This is a genomic window from Chryseobacterium barbadense, from assembly GCF_042849955.1.
Taxonomy (GTDB): domain Bacteria; phylum Bacteroidota; class Bacteroidia; order Flavobacteriales; family Weeksellaceae; genus Chryseobacterium.
Window position 1 is genome coordinate 18,955 of sequence record NZ_BAAFHL010000008.1, and the last position, 19,970, is coordinate 38,924.

General features: G+C 36.2%; 19 protein-coding genes. 14 read left to right on the forward strand and 5 right to left on the reverse strand.

The window, feature by feature from the left end:
- The first annotated feature begins 17 nt into the window (after positions 1–17).
- The 6 genes from ACGHIN_RS05735 to msrA all read left to right on the forward strand — a co-directional run bounded on the left by ACGHIN_RS05735 (position 18) and on the right by msrA (position 8,609).
- Positions 18–2,168 (forward strand): TonB-dependent siderophore receptor, encoded by a 2,151-nt coding sequence (locus ACGHIN_RS05735; protein ID WP_390451658.1) that lies wholly within the window; start codon positions 18–20, stop codon positions 2,166–2,168.
- Between the two features lie 40 nt (positions 2,169–2,208).
- Positions 2,209–3,411 (forward strand): PepSY-associated TM helix domain-containing protein, encoded by a 1,203-nt coding sequence (locus ACGHIN_RS05740; protein WP_390451660.1) that lies wholly within the window; start codon positions 2,209–2,211, stop codon positions 3,409–3,411.
- Positions 3,411–5,525, forward strand: coding sequence for a TonB-dependent receptor (locus ACGHIN_RS05745; protein ID WP_390451662.1), 2,115 nt, complete (start codon positions 3,411–3,413; stop codon positions 5,523–5,525). Before ACGHIN_RS05740 ends, ACGHIN_RS05745 begins: the two co-directional genes overlap by 1 nt.
- 35 nt (positions 5,526–5,560) lie before the next feature.
- Positions 5,561–6,775: a PepSY-associated TM helix domain-containing protein gene (locus ACGHIN_RS05750; protein ID WP_390451664.1), complete on the forward strand. Its 1,215-nt coding sequence runs from the start codon at positions 5,561–5,563 to the stop codon at positions 6,773–6,775.
- 85 nt (positions 6,776–6,860) lie between these two features.
- Entirely contained in the window at positions 6,861–7,829 is a 969-nt protein-coding gene (locus ACGHIN_RS05755; RefSeq protein WP_390451666.1) for an ROK family protein, read from the forward strand.
- A gap of 228 nt (positions 7,830–8,057) precedes the next feature.
- Complete coding sequence (gene msrA / locus ACGHIN_RS05760) at positions 8,058–8,609, forward strand: peptide-methionine (S)-S-oxide reductase MsrA (protein ID WP_390451668.1); 552 nt, start codon at positions 8,058–8,060, stop codon at positions 8,607–8,609.
- Between the two features lie 35 nt (positions 8,610–8,644).
- Here the strand turns inward: msrA and ACGHIN_RS05765 are convergent, their stop codons facing one another.
- Positions 8,645–9,688 carry a hypothetical protein gene (locus tag ACGHIN_RS05765; RefSeq protein ID WP_390451670.1) on the reverse strand — a complete coding sequence of 348 codons (1,044 nt, stop codon included), beginning with the start codon at positions 9,686–9,688 and terminating at the stop codon, positions 8,645–8,647.
- A gap of 363 nt (positions 9,689–10,051) precedes the next feature.
- Here ACGHIN_RS05765 and ACGHIN_RS05770 point away from each other — a divergent pair, with 363 nt between their 5' ends.
- From ACGHIN_RS05770 to ACGHIN_RS05785, 4 genes are all read left to right on the forward strand, one after another.
- On the forward strand, positions 10,052–10,249 hold the full coding sequence (locus ACGHIN_RS05770; RefSeq protein WP_390451672.1) for a hypothetical protein: 198 nt from the start codon (positions 10,052–10,054) through the stop codon (positions 10,247–10,249).
- Positions 10,250–10,314: 65 nt separating this feature from the next.
- Positions 10,315–11,967 carry a tetratricopeptide repeat-containing sensor histidine kinase gene (locus ACGHIN_RS05775; RefSeq protein ID WP_390451674.1) on the forward strand — a complete coding sequence of 551 codons (1,653 nt, stop codon included), beginning with the start codon at positions 10,315–10,317 and terminating at the stop codon, positions 11,965–11,967.
- A 10-nt stretch (positions 11,968–11,977) separates the two neighbouring features.
- Complete coding sequence (locus tag ACGHIN_RS05780) at positions 11,978–12,643, forward strand: response regulator (RefSeq protein WP_390451676.1); 666 nt, start codon at positions 11,978–11,980, stop codon at positions 12,641–12,643.
- Positions 12,644–12,780: 137 nt separating this feature from the next.
- On the forward strand, positions 12,781–13,251 hold the full coding sequence (locus ACGHIN_RS05785; protein WP_390451677.1) for an SH3 domain-containing protein: 471 nt from the start codon (positions 12,781–12,783) through the stop codon (positions 13,249–13,251).
- Positions 13,252–13,304: 53 nt separating this feature from the next.
- On the opposite strand, the gene ACGHIN_RS05790 is transcribed toward ACGHIN_RS05785, so the two are convergent.
- The 4 genes from ACGHIN_RS05790 to ACGHIN_RS05805 all read right to left on the reverse strand — a co-directional run bounded on the left by ACGHIN_RS05790 (position 13,305) and on the right by ACGHIN_RS05805 (position 15,872).
- Positions 13,305–13,754, reverse strand: coding sequence for a GNAT family N-acetyltransferase (locus ACGHIN_RS05790; RefSeq protein ID WP_390451679.1), 450 nt, complete (start codon positions 13,752–13,754; stop codon positions 13,305–13,307).
- The gene (gene yihA / locus ACGHIN_RS05795) at positions 13,747–14,370 is read right to left on the reverse strand and encodes a ribosome biogenesis GTP-binding protein YihA/YsxC (protein WP_390451681.1); all 624 of its coding nucleotides are present in this window, start codon (positions 14,368–14,370) and stop codon (positions 13,747–13,749) included. Before yihA ends, ACGHIN_RS05790 begins: the two co-directional genes overlap by 8 nt.
- Before the next feature lie 102 nt (positions 14,371–14,472).
- Positions 14,473–15,021, reverse strand: coding sequence for a hypothetical protein (locus ACGHIN_RS05800; RefSeq protein WP_390451683.1), 549 nt, complete (start codon positions 15,019–15,021; stop codon positions 14,473–14,475).
- An 89-nt stretch (positions 15,022–15,110) separates the two neighbouring features.
- Complete coding sequence (locus tag ACGHIN_RS05805; protein WP_390451685.1) at positions 15,111–15,872, reverse strand: alpha/beta fold hydrolase; 762 nt, start codon at positions 15,870–15,872, stop codon at positions 15,111–15,113.
- A 273-nt stretch (positions 15,873–16,145) separates the two neighbouring features.
- On the opposite strand from ACGHIN_RS05805, the gene mraZ reads away from it, so the two are divergent.
- The 4 genes from mraZ to ACGHIN_RS05825 all read left to right on the forward strand — a co-directional run bounded on the left by mraZ (position 16,146) and on the right by ACGHIN_RS05825 (position 19,956).
- Positions 16,146–16,604, forward strand: a complete 459-nt coding sequence (gene mraZ / locus ACGHIN_RS05810) for a division/cell wall cluster transcriptional repressor MraZ (RefSeq protein WP_390451687.1) — start codon at positions 16,146–16,148, stop codon at positions 16,602–16,604.
- 37 nt (positions 16,605–16,641) lie between these two features.
- On the forward strand, positions 16,642–17,535 hold the full coding sequence (rsmH, locus tag ACGHIN_RS05815; RefSeq protein WP_390451689.1) for a 16S rRNA (cytosine(1402)-N(4))-methyltransferase RsmH: 894 nt from the start codon (positions 16,642–16,644) through the stop codon (positions 17,533–17,535).
- 80 nt (positions 17,536–17,615) lie between these two features.
- A complete protein-coding gene (locus tag ACGHIN_RS05820; protein WP_390451691.1) occupies positions 17,616–17,981 on the forward strand; it encodes an FtsL-like putative cell division protein in 366 nt (121 codons plus the stop codon).
- The gene (locus ACGHIN_RS05825) at positions 17,965–19,956 is read left to right on the forward strand and encodes a penicillin-binding transpeptidase domain-containing protein (RefSeq protein ID WP_390451693.1); all 1,992 of its coding nucleotides are present in this window, start codon (positions 17,965–17,967) and stop codon (positions 19,954–19,956) included. The genes ACGHIN_RS05820 and ACGHIN_RS05825 overlap by 17 nt, the downstream gene beginning before the upstream one ends.
- The last annotated feature ends 14 nt before the right edge of the window (positions 19,957–19,970 follow it).

A 19,970-nucleotide genomic window follows, 5' to 3' on the forward strand; every position in this document is an offset into this window, starting at 1 on the left:
TGCAAAAAAAAGTTTTCATGAAAAATGTACTGATCTGTGCCTCTCTGTTAGGTTCTATCGTGGTTTTCTCGCAAGAAAGGGATACTATCAAATCAAATGATATTGAAGAAGTAATCATCAATAGAATGGTGAAAAAACTCGATACCGAATCCTCCAACAAAATGCCGGTAAAATTCATCGAAAATCCACAAGTCTATTCTTCTATAGATAAAGGGATTTTAGAAAATGAAAACATTTTTACGGTTGACGATGCCTACAGAAACGTAACCGGTTTGCAGAAAATGTGGAATCCGACAGGAAGAGCCGGAGATGGAGGTTCATTCTTCGTTTTGAGAGGATTTCCTTCACAAGCTTCTACAAGAAATGGTGTGGTTGCTCCCGTGACTTCTACCATTGATGCGATAAATGTGGAAACTTTGGAATTTCTAAAAGGTCCTGTGGGAACACTTTACGGAAGTACAGTAGCTTCTTACGGTGGTCTTATCAATAGAGTGACTAAAAAGCCTCAGCAAAATTTCTTTGGTGCAGTCTCAGCTTCTGCAGGAAGTTACAATACATACAGGGCAACTGCGGATATTAATGCACCTATTACAAAAAACCTGCTTTTCCGTATAAATACGGCTTATACCAATGAAGGAAATTTCACGAAAACCGATGCGAAAAATCAATACACAACATTCGCTCCCAGCTTAACATGGAATGTTTCCGAAAAGCTTCAGTTGAATGTAGATTATGAATTGTTTCACAACCGCGTAACCGCAAATCCATATTTCTTCTATCTTTCACCGAAAACGTTGAACGGAATTGATAATATGAAAGATTTGGAAAGAGTGGCAGGTCTGGATTATAAAGAATCTTTCACCGGAAAGGATTTGTATATGACTGCAAGAAACTCCAATATTTTCGGAAATGTGAAATGGAAGATCAACGATAATATCACCTCAAATACATACATCAATAATTCTGATTCTTATTCAGACGGTTACAATCCCTATTTTTCGATTGCCTACGATGCAGCATCTTCTTCATATTGGGTGGCAAGGGCAGACCAATCTACAAATGACAGTAAAAAATCTTGGTTTCAGATTCAACAAAACTTCAACTTCAATTATGATTTTTCAAATGGAATGAAAAACAGAACGGTTGTTGGTTTTGATTATATGAGAACAACGGAGAGACTACGCTACAAATACTTGAACTCTAATTTTGACACTGTGGCAGCTTCAGGTGCGGATTATTCCGCAATGAATGACGATGCTTTGTCTGCACTTTATGCAAATCCTGCCAATTATTCAAACTGGGATTATGTAAGAGATCTGAATACTTATTCAGGGTATATTTCCAACCTGTTTACTCCGATTGAAAACCTGCATATTATGGCAGGACTTCGCTATGAGAATAATGATTATTTAGGCGGAATGTCCGGACCAAATTCGGAGAAAGCATTCAACCAATCCGCATTTTCGCCAAAGGCCGGAATTGTTTACGAAATCGTAAAAGATAAATTCTCTGTTTTCGGAAATTACCAGAACTCTTTCAGGTCCAACGGATATTATACTTCTGATGTAGCCGGAACTACTACTTTATCAGACCCTGAAAGAGGAAATCAGTTTGAAGGAGGTTTCAAAGCGAGTTTATTTAACAACAGATTCAATGCAACGGTTTCTTACTACAACATCAAAGTGAAAAACCAATTGCTTTACACCGGAGAATATGCCCCAAATTTTGTTTCGGTTCAAAAACAAGCAGCTTCTACACTTAGTAAAGGGTTCGAATTGGAAGTTAACGCCTATCTTGTAAAAGGCTTCTCTTTAGTCGGAGGTTTGGCTTACAACGACACCGTAGATGAGTCTACAGATTTAAGACCAACAACAGCTGGTTCTTTCTGGAATGCTAATTTCAATTTGGCATACCAATTTGTTGACGGAAAAGTAAAAGGTCTGGGATTTGGATTTGGCGGAAATTATGCCAGCGATAATAATGTAACAGGAGATTTCATTTTACCAGAATATTTCGTTTTGAATGCCAATGTGTTTTACGATGCCAAGAAATTCAGAATCGGAGTTAAAGTGGATAACTTCACGAATGAACGTTACTGGACAGGATATACCACAGCGAATCCGCAAAAATTGGCCAACTTCTTAGGAACGATTGCTTATAAATTTTAAAAAATAAATAAAAGCGAGTCTTTCGGGTTAGCTTTTTATCATGAGGAAGAAACATCGCCATAAAAAGAAACCATCTTTCATCAAAAAATGGTCTGCCAAACTGCATTTGTGGCTTGGCTTATCCGTTGGCATCGTCATATTCATTGTTTCATTAACAGGGACTATGTATGTCTTCAAAGATGAGATACAAAATGTTTTACGCAAAGATGTCATTTATGTAAAAAAAGAAACTGTTGGAGAGAAACCATTGTCCCTTGAAACTCTTCGTGAAAAAGTAACATTGGAGATCAATGAAAAATACCCGATAAGCTCTGTTGAAATCCCTCTGGATAAAAACAAATCTTATGGGTTTTTGTATTATGAAAAAGATAAAAAAGCCTGGAATTATTTTGATGAAGTAAAGATCAATAAACTGGTATACGTTAATCAGTACACTGGTGAAATTCTGGGAATTTACAATGAAAAATATGACCTCTTCCCTATTTTAAAATCCATTCACTGGAGCTTGCTTCTTAATTCCGAATGGGGAAAATATGTGGTAGGAATTCCTACGGTAATTTTTATCTTCATGCTGATCACCGGAATTATTTTATGGTGGCCCAAAAATAAAAAGGCACGAAAAGGACGATTCTGGTTTAATTGGGAAAATGTAAAAACCTGGAAGCGTAAAAACTATGACCTTCATAATGTTTTGGGGTTCTATGCTTCATTCATTGCATTGCTGTTAAGCCTTTCAGGGATTTACTTCGCCTATCCATGGGTAAAAAATACCTTCAATTTGGCATTATCAGGTTCAATAGATTTACCCAAAGAAAAAGAAATCAAATCCCCGGATTCTCTTTCTGTAAAAAATAAATTGGTTTTTGATCTTGCAGCCCAGCAGACAGGTAAACTGTATTCAAAATCATCAAGCTTCAGAATTCCGTTAAACGGAAAAAATAAAAAAGGAAAAGAATTAAAAAATATTCCTGTGACGGTTTATCAGGAAGCAGGCAGATTCAGTGAGAGGAACCAACTTGTTTTCGATAAATATTCAGGAAAGCTATTAGCAAACAAACCTCATCAGAAACTCAACAACGCAGAAAAATATGCCAATGCCAATTATGATATCCACACGGGATCTTATTTTGGCTTGTTTGGTAAAATCATCTGGTTCATTGCCGGATTGATCTGCACGTCATTGCCCGTAACCGGTTTTATGATTTGGTGGGGAAAAAGAAAAAATAAGGATAGAAAAATATAATGAAAAAAGCTCTTTTATCGGTAGCCTGTCTGGGAACAATGGGTACTTATGCTCAGGTTAAAGACAGTATTCAAACCAAGGATGTAGAAGAAGTGGTATTAACGGCTTCAAGAAAAAAAGAAAATATCAAAGAAGTTCCGAGCTCTGTTACCATTGTGGGTGAAAAACAAATCCAGTCACAATTAACGGTTAATTCAGACATCACAAGTATTTTGCAATATACGGTTCCGAGTTTGGCGACAAGTTCGGGGCAGACTTCCAATACCGGACAGACGTTAAGAGGGCGTCAGGTTTTGGTGCTTATTGATGGAATCCCACAATCTACCCCTTTAAGAAACGGAGCAAGAGATTTAAGAGTGATTGACCCTTCCGTTATTGAAAGAATCGAAGTGATCAAAGGAGCATCTTCTATTTACGGAAACGGTGCTGATGGAGGGATCATCAATTATATTACAAGAAGAAGTAATTCCGATAAAAAGATCTCTGGGATTTCTCAAATCGGTATTACAGGACAACCTTACGGCGGAACATTAGGATTCAGAGCCAGCCAGCTATTATCCGGAAAAATAACGAACAACCTTGATTATGTTGCTTCATTAGCGTACGAAAGAACAGGCTACATGAAAGATGCGGATGGAGTGAACTTAAGCCCAACTTACAGTCCGGCTAAAATGGACAACTACAACGGCATGTTAAAATTAGGCTACAACATCAATGATAATCAAAGAATTGAAGCTTCTTATATTGGCTATGCCTCAAAATCAGACCTGGATTTAGGCTTAAAAACAGGAAAGTATGGTATTACTCCAACCATCGGAGAAGGAAGAGGTTTGAATCTGGATACAACCCCACAGGGAACTCCAAGAAACCACAACTATAAATTAAGTTACGACAATAAAAACCTGTTTTGGAATACTTCATTGAACGTTAATCTTTATTACCAGGATTTCAGAACCGTGTATGGATATAGCGATACTTTCTTCAATGGAGGGCAATCCAATGTCATTTCCCAGAAAAAAGGAGCCAGAATCAATCTGGACACTCAACTATGGAATGGTCAAAACTCTCAGGGAGAAATCATCTACGGAGCAGATATTCTTAACGACCAGACCGTCCAAAAGCTGGAAGACGGCCGTTACTGGACTCCCGATATGGATATGACCAACATTGCTCCTTTCCTTTTGGTAAAAGTTGATCTCTTGAAAAAATTAACCATTAAAGGAGGACTTCGTTATGAAAACATGAAAGTGAAAGTAGGTGATTTCAATACCCTTTCTACTTTGAAAGCCGACGGAACTTTTACCAATAGTATTTTTGTAAAAGGCGGTAATCTTGAATACAATGCTTTGGTAGGAAATATTGGTATCCGTTATAATTTCGAGCCTTACATCAATCTGTTCGGAAGTTTTTCTCAGGCTTATTCCATCAATGAGTTAGGAAGAATTTTAAGAACCTCAACATCTGATACCATCTCGAATCTTGAAACTAAGCCTATTATTGTTAATAACTACGAATTAGGTGCAACCGGACAAATTGCGAAATGGTTAAATTATGAGGTTACATCTTATGTAAGCACCTCAAAATTAGGTGCCACTTTCATTCAAAGCCCGGACAGAGCATTAACGATTCAAAGAGCACCTGAAGTGGTGTATGGTGTGGAAGGATATGTACATTTCACTCCTGAAAAATGGATCAATTTCGGAGGAAGCTACAGCTGGATGGAAGGGATTACTTCATTAAAAGATGATGGAGATTACTCAGCGAAAATCAATAACAGCAGAATTTCTGCTCCAAAAGTTCTTGCTTACGTTCAGGTAAGACCTACTCAGGCTTTATCCGTGGGATTAGATATGCTTCATGCTTTCAAACAAGACAGGTTTGATCCTAATGCAAAAGGTTTATATGTATACGGGGAAGGGGAAGTTCCGGCCTATACGGTATTCAACTTTAAATCAACCTACGAGGTCAATACAAACTGGAGACTTTCCTTAGGAATTGAAAATGTATTCAACAAAATGTATCAACCTGCTATTGCCTGGTGGGCTGCAAGGGATAGTGATTTTACCAATTCACCGGGAATGAGGGGAACATTCATGATTGAATATAAATTTTAATAAATCTAAAAATCTTTGCCAAACATATAATCAACATGAGAAAAAAACATCATCATAAAAAAAAGAAACCCAGTCTGTTCAAAAAATGGACCGGAAAACTGCATTTGTGGTTTGGGTTGGGAATCGGCTTTTTAATTTTTATTATTTCCATTACGGGAGCATTATATGTTTTCAAGGACGAAGTTGAAAATTTTACCCGAAAAGATGTTATCTACCATCATGAACAGAATATCGAACAAAAACAGATTCTTCCCATCCGTGTCTTGGAAAAATCCGTTGCAGGGCAGGTAAAGGAAAAATACCCGATCCATTGGGTGAATATTCCTATTGACAAAAAAATGTCCTATATGTTCTACTGGTATGAACATGACACAACAGCCTGGAATTATTTTGAGGAATTTCCGATCTATAAAGTCGCCTATGTAAATCCTTATAATGGAAAAGTCCTGAGAACATATGATGAGAAGAACGGTTTCTTCAACATCGTGAAGATGATCCACTGGAGCTATCTTTTAAAGCAGGATTGGGGAACGTATGTTGTGGGAATCCCTGTTATCATCTTTATTATGATGCTGATTTCAGGAATCATTTTATGGTGGCCTAAAAACAAAGCGGCAAGAAAACAGCGTTTCTCTTTCAAATGGGAGAACGTTAAAAGCTGGAAAAGAAAGAACTATGACCTTCACAATGTCTTAGGATTCTACGCCTCTATTTTTGCATTAATTTTTTCAATCACAGGATTATTCTACGCATTCTTTGTAGTTCAGGCAATGATCTACATGATTTTCTCGGGTGGAAAAACAGTATATCCTGATTTCTCACATATCAAAACGAAAGCTCCAATAGAATTAAGAACAGAAACCACGTTAGACAAGATTATCAACACGGTAAGAGAAAAATATCCTGATTCTTACGGGTTTGCGGTAGACCTTGGTCATGAACATATGGACGACCATGAGCATCCTAATTTTGAGATCTTTGTAAAACATCTTTCCTATTCTTATCACAAAAACAGCAGCCTTATTTTTGATGAAAATTCAGGAGAGCTACTCCATACTCATGATCCGAAAGATAAAAACTTCGGAGAAAAAACAGTGGCAGCCAATTATGACATCCACGTTGGAGCCATTTTAGGACTTCCTACAAAAATCATCGCATTCATTGTCAGCCTCATATGTGCTTCTTTACCGGTAACAGGCTTTATGATCTGGTGGGGAAGAAGAAAAAAGAAAACAGTGAAAACGGCATAAAACTTTTTTCAATAAATATTGAGTTAATAATCTATTAATACAATCTTTTTTATAATTTTAACCCTTTAGAATTTAAGAAATAGAAATGTCATTAGTAGATTTGTCAAAACAGGTTGCATTAGGTATCGATATCGGTGGAACCAATACTAAATTCGGATTAGTGAATCACAGAGGAGAAATTTTAGTTAAAGGGTCCATACCTACTGACGAATTTGAAACCCCTGAAGCATTTATTGATGCCCTTTATAATAAGATTCAGCCTTTAGCAGATAAACATTGTGAAGGAAAAGAATTCGAAGGAATTGGTGTAGGTGCTCCCAATGCCAATTATTACACAGGTACTATTGAGCAGGCTCCCAATCTTCCATGGAAAGGGGTGATCCATTTTGCAGATTTGATGACAGAAAAGTTCGGGAAACCCTGTAAAATGACCAATGACGCCAATGCAGCAGCTCTTGGAGAAATGATGTACGGTGCAGCGAGAGGGATGAAGGACTTTATTATGATCACGTTAGGGACAGGTGTAGGAAGCGGAATTATTGCGGGAGGACATTTAATCTACGGACATGACGGATTCGCCGGAGAACTGGGGCACACCATTGTAAAACCAGGAGGTAGAAAACATTGGAGTACCGGCTCCGAAGGAAGTTTAGAAGCCTATGCTTCCGCAACCGGAATTTCTATTACGGCTAAAAAAATGAGAGCGGAATTCCCGGACTCCATGCTTAATCAATATCCTGAAGAAGAAATAGATTCAAAAACAGTTTTTGAATGTGCTAAAAAAGGTGATCCGACCGCTATTGAGGTTTTCAGATACACCGGACAAAAATTAGGGGAAGCTTTAGCAAACTTCGTAATGTTTTCTTCACCGGAAGCTATTCTTTTATTCGGTGGAGTAATTAAAGCCGGAGATTTCATTTTAAAACCTGCCAAACTACATATGGAAAGGAACCTTCTTCCAATTTTCAGAAATAAAGTGAAACTGGTATTCAGTGAGCTTGACGAAGCAGATGCAGCCATTCTTGGAGCCAGTGCTTTGGTTTGGGAAAAGTAATTGAAAATATTTTAAGAATAATTAAGCATCCTTTTAGGGTGCTTTAATTTTTTCACAGATTACGCAGATTTGCACAGATAAGTCCTCTCTCAAATTTGTGTCGATTTGTAATACTTACTTGTGTCTTTTGTGTTTTAAATGAAAAAGTTTTCCTTACTTTTGATAGGCCTTTTCTCCGCTTCTTAACAGCGATGAATGAAAAGCAATAACAAAAATAATCAACCCAAAATGAATACAAATAATTTAGCGCAGATCACTTTCGGTGGCGGGTGTTTCTGGTGTGTGGAAAGCTGCTTTAATATGTTGAAGGGGGTAAAGTCAGCTATTTCAGGATATTCCGGAGGACATAAAGATAATCCGACATATGAAGAAGTATGTACAGGAGAAACAGGGCATGCAGAAGTAGTACAGATCACTTACGATCCTTCTATCATTTCTTATGAACAGCTCATGGATGTGTTTTTCTTTCTTCACGATCCTACTCAGTTAAACAGACAGGGAAATGATATTGGAACCCAATACCGCTCTGTGATTTACTATAAAGATGATGCTGAAAAGCAAAAAGCCGAGGAAGCAATCCAAGTTTCTAAAGTTTCAGGAAGATGGCCGGGAGAATATGTTACAGAATTAACACAATTCGAGAAATTCTGGCCTGCTGAGCAATATCACCAGGGATATTACAATGCTAATCCAACACAACCTTATTGCAGTGCCGTTGTAGGCCCGAAAATTCAGAAATTTAAAAAGTATTTCGGGGAATTGGGAATGCTGGAAAACTAATAAAAAAAAGCTTATCTGACTTCAGATAAGCTTTTTTAATTGTTATATACATATTTATCCAAAATATACTTGGACATCTTTTTCAATTCTCTGTTATTGGTGGGATGTTTTCCTTCGTGCGTAAAGAATTCAATTTTACCGTCAGATTTCAAATACCATATTTTATTGACCGATTTCTCTGTAATGGTATCCGGAAAGGTGATTTTTTTAAAATTCTTCACCAGATTTTTATCAACCGCAACCAAGGATGCCGGTATATTTTCATCATCACAGAAAGCCTCCTGATAATGATCGTCTTTCCAATACATACACTGCATTTCTTTTTTAGAGGGAATATAGATGGTAGAAATTTTTTCGCTGGGCTCTTCTTTATCTTTTTTATCTTCTACCGTCTGGCTTCTTGCAGCAGATTGTTCGGTCATTATTCCTCTCCGGATTCCTATATTGTCTGTAATATTTTCATCCCGAGCTTCGTCTTTATTGCTCATTTTTTTTATCCCTAAATATCCGAACAAAATAAGTGAACCACTCAAAACACTTCCAATAAGAATTTTTTTTTTGCTTGATCCTGTTGGTTTCCCTTCACCCTTCTTTTCAGGATGATATTCAGCGGACTCATCTTTTTCCACAGGTGGGTCATTTTCTGAGTTTTTTTTAATCTCATCTATTACAGCAAATTCTTCATCTGATTCACTATAACTATTCACAGGCTCAACTCCTTCTTTATAATTAAATTTAAAATTATATGGTCTCGGCTCGAAGTTGATAAGCCACGCCAATAATTCAATATTCTTGTCCTCCGTATCCGAAGTTTTCCTTTTTAGAAAATTGCTTAATGGTTTGAATTTATCCGTATCAATATTTCTGATACTTATCCCGTAATCTGTGGAATCATCTTTCGGGAGAAAAAAAAGTCTTAAGATTTTGCCATCCTTCTCTTTATATCTTTCCGAATATACAATCGCGCACTCCTGTTTTAGTTTGGCAGGAGTTGGTTCAACTAAATTCAGAGAAAGCTTTCCCTCATCTTTTTTCTTTTGATAGGCTTTGAACACCCTATCCGTATAACTGGTAAACATTTCCCAAATACATTCTGAATAATTATTACATCCGGAATTTCCGGAATTTCTATCTGAATCTTCAGAACTCCTAAAGAATGAGTGGAATCTTCGGAATTCTCCTATGCATCAGCATTTGGCGAGCATAATTTTGTCTCAGAAATCAGAAAAAGTTCTGACTTGCTATCAGGACAAATGTACAAAACAGATTTCATTATTGATGTGATAAAGTGAGGATTAACATCTGGGTTGGGAAGCACATTTTAACTCTCACTCTGGATCATCATACTTCCCAAAAATTTAAGAAGCGCTTCAACATGTGTACAGCTCGTGAATCCTCACGAGAGGAAGAAGAACATTATGAATTTTTAAATTTTTAAAAGAATGATCCAATTCTTATTAATGCTATTTGGTTTAGCATTTTCAGGGAATAATGTAGATATACCTTCCAATAATAATTCCAATATAGTAACCGTAACTTCAGAATCTGACCCCGGAACTGAAACCGGCGGAGATGATGGAGACACCGGAGGTAATACAGGACAAAAACCTCCTGCACCGACACCGGAAACCAATCCTTAATCCTATTAAGCAATTTTGAGAGCAATACCACATTGCTCTCTTTTTTGTATATTGGAAAGAAAAAATTGAAAAGAATTATTTTTTTCATCCTTATAACCATTATAAGCTGTAATCAGAAAAAAAACATAAGTATTGATGGCTCGCCCAATGAGAATTTATTGAAAGCACAAAAATTCAGAGACAATGGGAATTCAGATTCAGCCTATATTTATTATGGTAAAGCAAAAGATGATCTTTTAAAAGCTCGTGATAGTACAGAAGCCGCTCGAGCTATTACCAATCTTGCAATTATAGAATGCGATAATGGAGATTACCAGACCAGTATTGCGAGCTCTATTGATGCAAAAAAACTTTTATATAAAAAAAAGGATAGTGTTTCTAAGTATATTTCTTCTGTAAATTATAATTCTATAGCTATTGCTTCAAAAAATCTGAGGAATTATGGTGATGCGATACATTATTATAATCTGGCTGTATCCCTTTCAAAAACCAAAATTGATTCATTAGCCTTTTATAATAATATCGGAGATGCTTATCTAGAGCAAAAGGATTTAAAATCCGCAAAGACGTATTTCCAAAAAGCAATATCAACTTCTGATCAAAAAGATTATGCCCGGGCATTGAATAATCTCGCCAAAGTAAAGTTTCTGGAAAACAACAATTATAATCCTATACCTGAATTATCCAAAGCATGGAAGATCAGGGTTCAGGAAAGTGATGATGATGGGCTCAATTCCAGCTTTGCCACTATTGCTGATTATTATATCAAAAAAAATGATCATCCAAAAGCTCTTTTCTATGCCCGGGAAATGTATAAAGTTGCTCAAAAGAACAAAAGTCCTGATGACAGGCTGGAAGCACTGCACAAATTAATAAGGCTTGATCCGGAAAATTATTCTGAAAACTTCAGCATGTATGCTTTCCTGAAAGACAGTTTGCAAACGACGAGAAATAATTCTAAAAATCAATTTGCTATTATCCGGTATAAAACCCAGCAATTAAAAACTGAAATTGCTGAAAAACAAACGCGGATCCTTTGGCAAACTTTTACACTTGGTGCTTTGCTAGTTGCTATCATCATACTGATCCTTATTCTTGGCTGGTTCAGGAAAAAACAGAAAATCCAACAACAGAAAAGCGAGCTAGATCTTAAAAATACACAGCTGGCTCTATCCAAAAAAGTACATGATGTAGTCGCTAATGGAGTTTATCAGATTCTTACTGAAATTGAAAATCAGGAAGAGATCGATAAAAACAGGATTTTATATAAATTGGAAAGTGTATATGAAAAGTCACGGGATATTTCTTATGAAAACCTCAGTACAGATATTGAAGAAGATTTCAGAGACAGAATCTCACACCTTTTAAGCTCTTTCCAAAATGAAAACAGGAGAATCTTCATTGTTGGAAATGAAGAAAACATATGGAGCGCTTTATCCGATTCAAAAAAAGAAGAAGTCTTCCATGTATTACAGGAATTGATGGTCAATATGAAAAAACACAGTGAAGCTGATCTGGTTGTTGTACGGTTTGAAAAAGACAAAAACAGTACCCAAATTTTCTATTCTGATAACGGAATAGGCATTCAGGAAACCCACCTTCCTAAAAATGGATTGCGGAATACGGAAAACCGTATTCATTCAATGAATGGAACAATTATTTTTGACTTAGAAACTGAAAAAGGATTGAAAATCAACATTTCATTTCCTGATTCTTAAAATTAAAAAAATGTTCAAAAAAGTATTAATTGCTGAAGATTACGAGATCACCAATTTATCTGTACAACGGGTATTACAGGAACTCAACATCAGTAATGTTGATCATGTTTACTATTGTGATGATGCTTTGGCCAAGATAAAAAAAGGGATCCGGGAAAAGAATCCTTACGATTTATTGATTACCGATATCTATTTTGAAGAAGATCACTACGCTCAGCAGATCAAAGATGGAAAAGAGCTTATAACACGGGCAAAAGATGAAGACCCCTCCCTAAAAATCATTGTTTTCTCAGGTGAAAACAGATCCGGTGCTATAGATACTCTATTTTCTGATTATTATATCGACGGTTTTGTCCGTAAAGCCCGTTACGATGGTAAAGAACTTAATCTTGCAATCAATTCCGTCTATCAGAATAGGCAACATTTATCAACGGAATTACAGCAATCCGTAAAAAAAATAAATGCTTATGAACTTTCCAATTATGATACTGATCTTATAAAACTTTTAGCAAACGGAATTTTACAAAAAGACATCCCTGAATATCTTAAAAATAAAAATATCAAGCCTAATAGTTTAAGCAGCATCGAAAAAAGATTAAGCCACATTAAAATGTCCCTGGATGTTAACAGCAATGAACATCTGATCGCCTTCTGCAAAGATTTGGGACTTATATAAATGAATTCCAATACTATATGGCAACTCTTTTCATGTTGAAAGGAGTTGTTTTTTATTTACGGTTTCCCGTAAGGTAAATTCCTCCCACATAAATATTTTTGACAAGAAGCTTTTGCTTCGTAAAACTGACTGACACCGTGAAAAAATTAATTATTTTTATTGTAACAGCCTGCCTTGGACTGTTCTTTTTAAGCTCTTGTTTTAAAGCGAATGATATTATCATCCATGATGGAAGGTGTATTGGCGCTACAAATTGCTCTATTTGTTCAAACTGCTCAAGCTGTGGACATTGCAGTTCCGGCGGAACCTGTGGAGTTTGTATCGGGAGAACTTCCGGAAGAGCCATATATAACAGCTCTTCTCAGAAGAATAAAATAATCAGCAAAGTAACACCAGAATCTATATTGTATGATGATTCTGTTATATATTATGCTAAAAAAGAAATCGTAAAAATCTATAAAGGTCCCGGCTTTGAGTTTGCCGTGGTTGAAAAGATCAAGCAGGGATCGAAACTTGTTGAGATTGAAAAAAATGGTGATTGGCTGTATATTAAAATCTGGAAAACAGGAACAGAAGGTTTTGTTTTTCAAGACGACGTTAAAAACTAATAACCCCGAAAATATTCTTTTCAACAAAAAAAGCGAAGACTCTTCTTCGCTTTTTATTTCCTTATCATTTCCGTATGCGGAATATCATCTTCCAGATATTTCTTCCCGGTATCTTCAAAACCAAATCCGGCATAGAATCTCAGTAAATAATCCTGTGCAGAAATTCTGATCTCGGGAGTATGAAAACGATTTTCTATAGTTTCAATGGCATATTGTATTAATAATTTGCCTAAGCTTTTTCCCCTAGCTTTTTCTGTAGTTAAAACCCTTCCTATGGAAGTTTCCTTATATTTAATTCCTTTGTCAAAAATTCTACAATAAGCAAGAACTTCCTCATTTTCTTCTGCCCAGATGTGTATTGCTTTTTGATCATAATCATCCAGATCAGGATAAGGACAGTTCTGCTCAATGACGAAAACATCAATCCGTGCCTTCAGAACCTGATAAAGTTCCGGAACCGTAAATTCTTCGAAAGTTTTTATTTTCCAGATTATATTACTCATCGAAGCTTACATTATTAAGCGTTAAAAAATCATTGGTCTTTTCAATAAAATCCAGGATTTCTTCACACCCCTCCTTTTTTTCAGCGGAAGTCACATATAATTCAGGAAGATCTTCCCAGGTTTTATGAAGTTCTCTCTTATAATCCTCTACATTTTGGATCACTGCATTTGGTTTCAGCTTATCTGCTTTGGTAAATACAATAGAAAAAGGAACGCCGCTTTCTCCGCACCATTGAATAAATTCCATGTCTATCTTCTGAGGATTGTGTCTTACATCCACCAGAACAAAAAGGTTGACAAGATTTCTCCTGTTTAAAATATAATTGGTGATCAGTTTTTCAAAATCTTTTCTGATCGACTTGGAAACTTTTGCATATCCATACCCTGGTAAATCGGTTAAGTACCAGTTTTCATTCACTAAAAAATGATTAATAAGCTGGGTTTTTCCAGGCGTTTGTGAAGTTTTAGCCAGATCTTTGTGATTCATCATCGCGTTGATCAATGATGATTTTCCCACATTTGAACGTCCGATAAAAGCATATTCAGGAATCGTAGGTTCCGGACAATCCTGCCATTTCCCACTACTCTTTACAAAATTTGCTGTTTTAATAATCATTTTTACTATTTTAATTCTCCAAATATCGTAATAAAAAAATCGACGTAAAAATTCCAGTCATCTATATAACAATTGATGATTTGCTTTTTCTTACTGCCCAGCTCAAAAGTATATTACATTTCTATAATCAGAACTTTCATCTTTTAAAACTACCGCTTCTATCGCTTTCTTTTCCGATATAATTAATTTTTTTAAAATTTCAGGTTTTATTTTTTTTGAAAATTTTCCACTTTCATTCCTGAAATCAGCCCAAAGTTCGTTTCCCTTATAGTAAAAAACAGCATTTTGTTCATTTACATTCGTAGCCGAAACCCCTTTAAAGCTTATTTTTAATGTATTTGATTTATTAACTGATGAAACGAAAGTAGTGATGTCTGGCTCCGTAAAATAATCAAGGCAAAAATCAATAAAATTATTACCTTCCGTTAAGCTTACATTATTAACTACAGTTTGCCCAAAAATATTTTGATATTGAACTGAATACGTTTTCATTTCCATATTTTTAGCATAAAATGCCCCGAATCCTTCATTGATAAAATCAACTTCCCGATTTCCGTCAAATATTTTTATGCTTTTTTGTTCCGGATTATAATTCCCTGTTTTACAATCTTTAATGGTTCCAACCAACCAAGCCTCTTTCTGAGCATTCATTGTAGTGCTTTGAAAGAAAAACAGAATAAAAAAAAACTTCAATATCATTGTAAATAAAATAGGAAGTAAAACTTACCTCCTATCATCTTTTATACTTTATCTTTTAACCAGTTGTAAAGAATTTCATTGAACTCATCCGGTTTTTCCATCATTGCCGCGTGGCCGCATTTATCGATCCAGAACAGATCCGAATTTGGAATAAACTTGTGCATATCCTCCGCAACTTCAGGAGGTGTTACATTATCCTGCTTCCCCCAAATGATACAGGTAGGGCATGTAATCTTTGGCAAATCATTCAGCATATTATGCTTGATGGCACTTCTCGCTAACATAACGGTTTTGATCCCCTTCATTCTGTCATTCACCACATTGAAAACCTCATCCACCAAATCTTCGGTAGCAACGGACGGGTCATAAAAAACCTCCTCCGTTTTCTTCCTTATATAGGATCTGTCATTTTTTCTTGGAAAACCATCCCCGAACGTTCTTTCATACAAACCTGAACTTCCGGTAAGAACAAGATTTTTTACAAGATCAGGTCTCGCCAATGTTAAAATCAGTCCCACATGGCCTCCCATCGAATTTCCTACAATCGTTACCGGTCCTGAAACATGGGTTTCAATAAACTTTATAATATATTTTGCAAGAGTAGTAAGATTGGTGTTAAGTACAGGTAAATCATAGATCGGTAATTGAGGTACATATACCTTAAATCCTTTCTCTGAAAAAAAATGCACCATCTTATCGAAATTACTCAAACCACCCATTAGCCCGTGCAACAGCACCAATGGATGTCCTTCTCCTGCCTCTATAAAGGTAAATTTCTTTTCTTTTTTTGTACTAAATATCATAAAAATGCTTTAATAAAGCCTTGCAAAAATACAAATTAAACCTCAAAAATATTTTGATATCTCTAATTTAAAATAAAAATAATATAATAATGTTCTTTTGGCGATTTTTTTTCAAATCCTTTTTGTTATGGGCTAAATAACATAATCCACAAGCCCCAAAAAATCAAATACTTATATCCTTAAGGTTCAACTTATTATAAAACTTATTAACATTAAGTCAAAAAGTGGGAAAAAGTGGGAAATTTTGGAAATATTTATATAAATTTGTCCCAAATGAAGAATTTCATCGGAACATATGAGTGTAAAATAGACGACAAAGGTCGCTTAAAAGTGCCTTCATCGCTGATCAAGCAGATGGAGAACTTTGAGGATAAGGCTTTTGTGGTAAAACGCTCCGTGTTCCAGCTTTGTCTTGAAGTGTATCCTATGAAAGCATGGGATAAGCTGATGGACAAAATTAATAAACTGAACAGATTCATTAAAAAGAATGCTGATTTCATAAGAATGTTTACAGCAGGAGTAAAAACGGTTGAATTGGATAATGCAGGAAGATTACAGATTTCTAAAGACCTTACCCACTTCGCAAATCTGCAGAAAGATATTGTGATTACAAGTGCGGGAGAACTATTTGAAATTTGGGACAAAGATGCCTACGAAAAGGTGATCTCTACCAATGAAGCCGATTTCGCAAGCCTTGCTGAAGATGTGATGGGCTCATTCGACGAAGAATAACATTGCTGTTTTAAGCAGCGAAAACACAAATAAAAGCATGTATCATAACCCCGTTTTGTTGAAGCAGAGTGTAGATGATTTGGTGACGAATCCGGACGGAACATATGTAGACTGCACTTTTGGAGGTGGAGGCCATTCAAGAGAAATACTGAGCCGGCTTTCGGATAAGGGAAGACTTTTCAGTTTTGATCAGGATCTTGATGCTCTTAAAAATACCATTGATGATCCAAGATTTACATTGATTAATCAAAATTTCAGATTCCTTGAGAACTCCTTATTAATGTATGGCGTTTCCGGAGTAGACGGAATTCTTGCCGATCTTGGAGTATCATCCCATCAGTTTGATGAAGCAGACAGAGGGTTCTCTACAAGAAGCAACGCTCCTTTAGATATGAGAATGAACGTCATGCAAAGCCTTGATGCCAAAAGAGTGATCAACGAATATGAAGAAGAAGAACTGGCTGACATTTTTTACCACTACGGAGAATTGAGAGAAGCAAGAAAACTGGCAAGAGACATTGTTCATCACAGAAAAACAAAAAACATAGAAACAACAGAGGATTTAAAAAAACTTTTCAGTTATATCCCTCCCCATAAAGTCAATAAATTCTATGCGCAGCTTTTTCAGTCCATAAGAATAGAAGTAAACCAGGAGCTTGAAGTGTTGAAAGAAATGCTTGTTCAGGCTTACAGGGTTTTAAAACCGGAAGGAAGGTTAGTTGTAATCTCTTACCACTCTTTAGAAGACCGTTTGGTAAAAAGATTTTTAAAGAACGGAATGTTTGAAGGAGAACCGGAAAGAGACATCTATGGAAATTATAAAAAAGCATTTGAGCTGTTAAAGAGTAAAGCGATCATTCCTGATGATAAGGAAATTGAGGAAAACTCCAGAGCAAGAAGTGCAAAAATGAGAACAGGAATAAAAGTATAAAAATATCCACTCACCATTCCCCTCCTCTGGAGGAGTGTCAAAAATGAAGGTTTTTGACGGGGTGGTTTAAAAAGAAACATTTGGCAAAAAAAACAACATATCGCCCACAGAAGAAACTCACTTTTATAGACATTATAAAAGGAAATTTCCTGAACCGTGATGAAGTAAAGATACACTACAGGTATTTCCTGCTGTTGTTTATACTCATGATGGCGATGATCTACAGTAACCACCTGGTGAATAAAAAGATCAAAATTGTAAATGCCTTAAAAGAAGAAACAGAAGAATATAAATCGAGAAATGCTTACGCACAAAGTAAGCTGATCAAAGTAAAAATGGAATCGGAGTTAGGAAAAGAGGTGGCAGAAGATTCCTTAATGACATTGGAAAACCATCCTCACAAACTGCTGATAAAATTAGATAGTACAGATGCAAAAGCAAAATGAATACGATAACAAACGTAAAAAAACGTTAAGGTGGGGCTACCTCTTCGCAGTGGTGGCTTTATGCGTGTTTGTGATGTTTTTGGGGAGGATCATCATTCTTCAGAACACCAATGTTCAGGAAATAAAAGACGATTATATCAATAAAAATTACCGCGAAGCTACTTTAAAAGCAGCCCGTGGAAACCTATATGCTTCTGACGGATCTATTTTGGCAACAACAGTAATGCGTTATGACATCTACCTTGATTTCAAAACGATGAAAGATACCGTATACAGCAATAATATTGGTCCCTTAACCGATTCTCTGAGCAAAATGTTCGGAAAGCCAAGAGCTGAATTCAGAAAAAAGTTTGACGAGCAGAGAAAAAAGAAAAATCAGTACTATTCTTTAGCAAGAGGATTAGATTTTGATCAATACGACAGAATCAGAAAATTCCCGATTTTCAAAAGAGGTAAAAATAAGGGAGGGTTTATTGTTGACAGAAACTACAAAAGAGAACTCGCGACTTCAGAAATCGGAGCCGGAACTATCGGAATGGACAATGGTGAGCTTAAAGCAGGTCTGGAAGGCGCTTTTTCAAAATATTTAACGGGAACCGACGGAAAAAGATTGGAGCAGAGAATCAACTCTTCTCAGTGGAAACCAATCGATTACTGGAAAGTTCAGGAGCCTATTGACGGTGAAGATGTTTATACCACTTTAGATCTTAGAATTCAGGATATTGCTCATTCTGCGCTTGAAAAGCAACTGATCAATTTCGAAGCAAAACACGGAACCGTGATTGTCATGGAAGTGGCAACAGGGAAAGTTCGTGCCTTGGTTAATTTAAAAAGAACAGAAGAAGGAGAATATGTTGATTCCTACAACTATGCCTTAAAAGATAACATCGAGCCGGGGTCTACCTTTAAAACCATTTCACTTTTAGCAGCAATGGACGATGGTTTCATTGATGAAAATACAACCGTAAATGTAGGAAACGGAGTCTGGACGTATGCCAAACAGAGAATTTCAGATGGCCACGGAGGCGGAACTTACGAGATCAGTGATGTACTGGCAAAATCCAGCAACGTAGGAACAGCCAAGCTGATCACCAAATATTATGCAGATAAGCCTCAGATATTTCTTGATCATTTAAAAAGATGGAAATTATTTGATAAAATGGACATCGAGCTTCCGGGAATCACCAAACCGAAGATCGTAACCCCTGAAAATAAAAGATGGAATGCTGCAACATTAGCTTCTATCGCTTACGGATATTCATCCAACATCAACTTATTACAATTAGCAACTTTCTACAACGGGGTTGCTAATGGCGGTAAAATGCTGAAACCACTATTCATTGATAAGATCATGAAAGATGGAAAAATAATGTACGAGGCAAAACCTGAAGTTATGGTTAACAAAATGGCATCTGAAAAAGCGATTAAAATGATGACCAGCGCTTTAACCAAAGCAGTAGAGAAAGGAACAGCAAAAAGCATCTTCACTCCGAACCTTAAAATGGCTGGAAAAACAGGAACTGCAAGATTTGAATACTGGCTTCCCGGTCCTATGAAATACCGTGCTTCCTTTGCAGGATTCTATCCCGCAGATAATCCGAAGTACACATGTTATGTCATGATCAGTGAACCGAATACGGCAAAAGGGTTTTACGGAGGAACCGTTTCCGCACCGGTGTTTAAAGAAATTGCAGGAAAAACATTCCTAAAAACACCTCAGAATATTGAAAGAGAAATGCTGGTTGACAAAAAGGTAAACCTTAATAAAATGGTTGAACCTAATGTGAAAGTAGCAGTAAATAATAAGCAAATGCCTAATGTAGTTGGCTTAATCGGTAAAAACGTCATCCCTCAATTGGAAAACTTAGGGTACCGTGTCAATTATAAAGGAGTGGGGAGAATTAAAGAACAATTCCCATTGGAAGGCACTGTAATAAGTAAGAATCAGAGAATTTATTTATCTCTGCAAAATTAAAAGATAAAGCATCA

Excerpts from the sequence above, each read along its gene's own strand:
- ACGHIN_RS05770 (WP_390451672.1), top strand. The coding sequence starts at position 10,052 with ATGATCCAATTCTTATTAATGCTATTTGGTTTAGCATTTTCAGGGAAT.
- ACGHIN_RS05780 (WP_390451676.1), top strand. The coding sequence starts at position 11,978 with ATGTTCAAAAAAGTATTAATTGCTGAAGATTACGAGATCACCAATTTA.
- ACGHIN_RS05825 (WP_390451693.1), top strand. The coding sequence starts at position 17,965 with ATGCAAAAGCAAAATGAATACGATAACAAACGTAAAAAAACGTTAAGG.
- ACGHIN_RS05790 (WP_390451679.1), bottom strand. The coding sequence starts at position 13,754 with ATGAGTAATATAATCTGGAAAATAAAAACTTTCGAAGAATTTACGGTT.
- rsmH (WP_390451689.1), top strand. The coding sequence starts at position 16,642 with ATGTATCATAACCCCGTTTTGTTGAAGCAGAGTGTAGATGATTTGGTG.
- ACGHIN_RS05800 (WP_390451683.1), bottom strand. The coding sequence starts at position 15,021 with ATGAATGCTCAGAAAGAGGCTTGGTTGGTTGGAACCATTAAAGATTGT.
- ACGHIN_RS05765 (WP_390451670.1), bottom strand. The coding sequence starts at position 9,688 with ATGTTTACCAGTTATACGGATAGGGTGTTCAAAGCCTATCAAAAGAAA.
- ACGHIN_RS05805 (WP_390451685.1), bottom strand. The coding sequence starts at position 15,872 with ATGATATTTAGTACAAAAAAAGAAAAGAAATTTACCTTTATAGAGGCA.
- msrA (WP_390451668.1), top strand. The coding sequence starts at position 8,058 with ATGAATACAAATAATTTAGCGCAGATCACTTTCGGTGGCGGGTGTTTC.
- yihA (WP_390451681.1), bottom strand. The coding sequence starts at position 14,370 with ATGATTATTAAAACAGCAAATTTTGTAAAGAGTAGTGGGAAATGGCAG.
- mraZ (WP_390451687.1), top strand. The coding sequence starts at position 16,146 with ATGAAGAATTTCATCGGAACATATGAGTGTAAAATAGACGACAAAGGT.
- ACGHIN_RS05735 (WP_390451658.1), top strand. The coding sequence starts at position 18 with ATGAAAAATGTACTGATCTGTGCCTCTCTGTTAGGTTCTATCGTGGTT.
- ACGHIN_RS05755 (WP_390451666.1), top strand. The coding sequence starts at position 6,861 with ATGTCATTAGTAGATTTGTCAAAACAGGTTGCATTAGGTATCGATATC.
- ACGHIN_RS05745 (WP_390451662.1), top strand. The coding sequence starts at position 3,411 with ATGAAAAAAGCTCTTTTATCGGTAGCCTGTCTGGGAACAATGGGTACT.
- ACGHIN_RS05750 (WP_390451664.1), top strand. The coding sequence starts at position 5,561 with ATGAGAAAAAAACATCATCATAAAAAAAAGAAACCCAGTCTGTTCAAA.
- ACGHIN_RS05740 (WP_390451660.1), top strand. The coding sequence starts at position 2,209 with ATGAGGAAGAAACATCGCCATAAAAAGAAACCATCTTTCATCAAAAAA.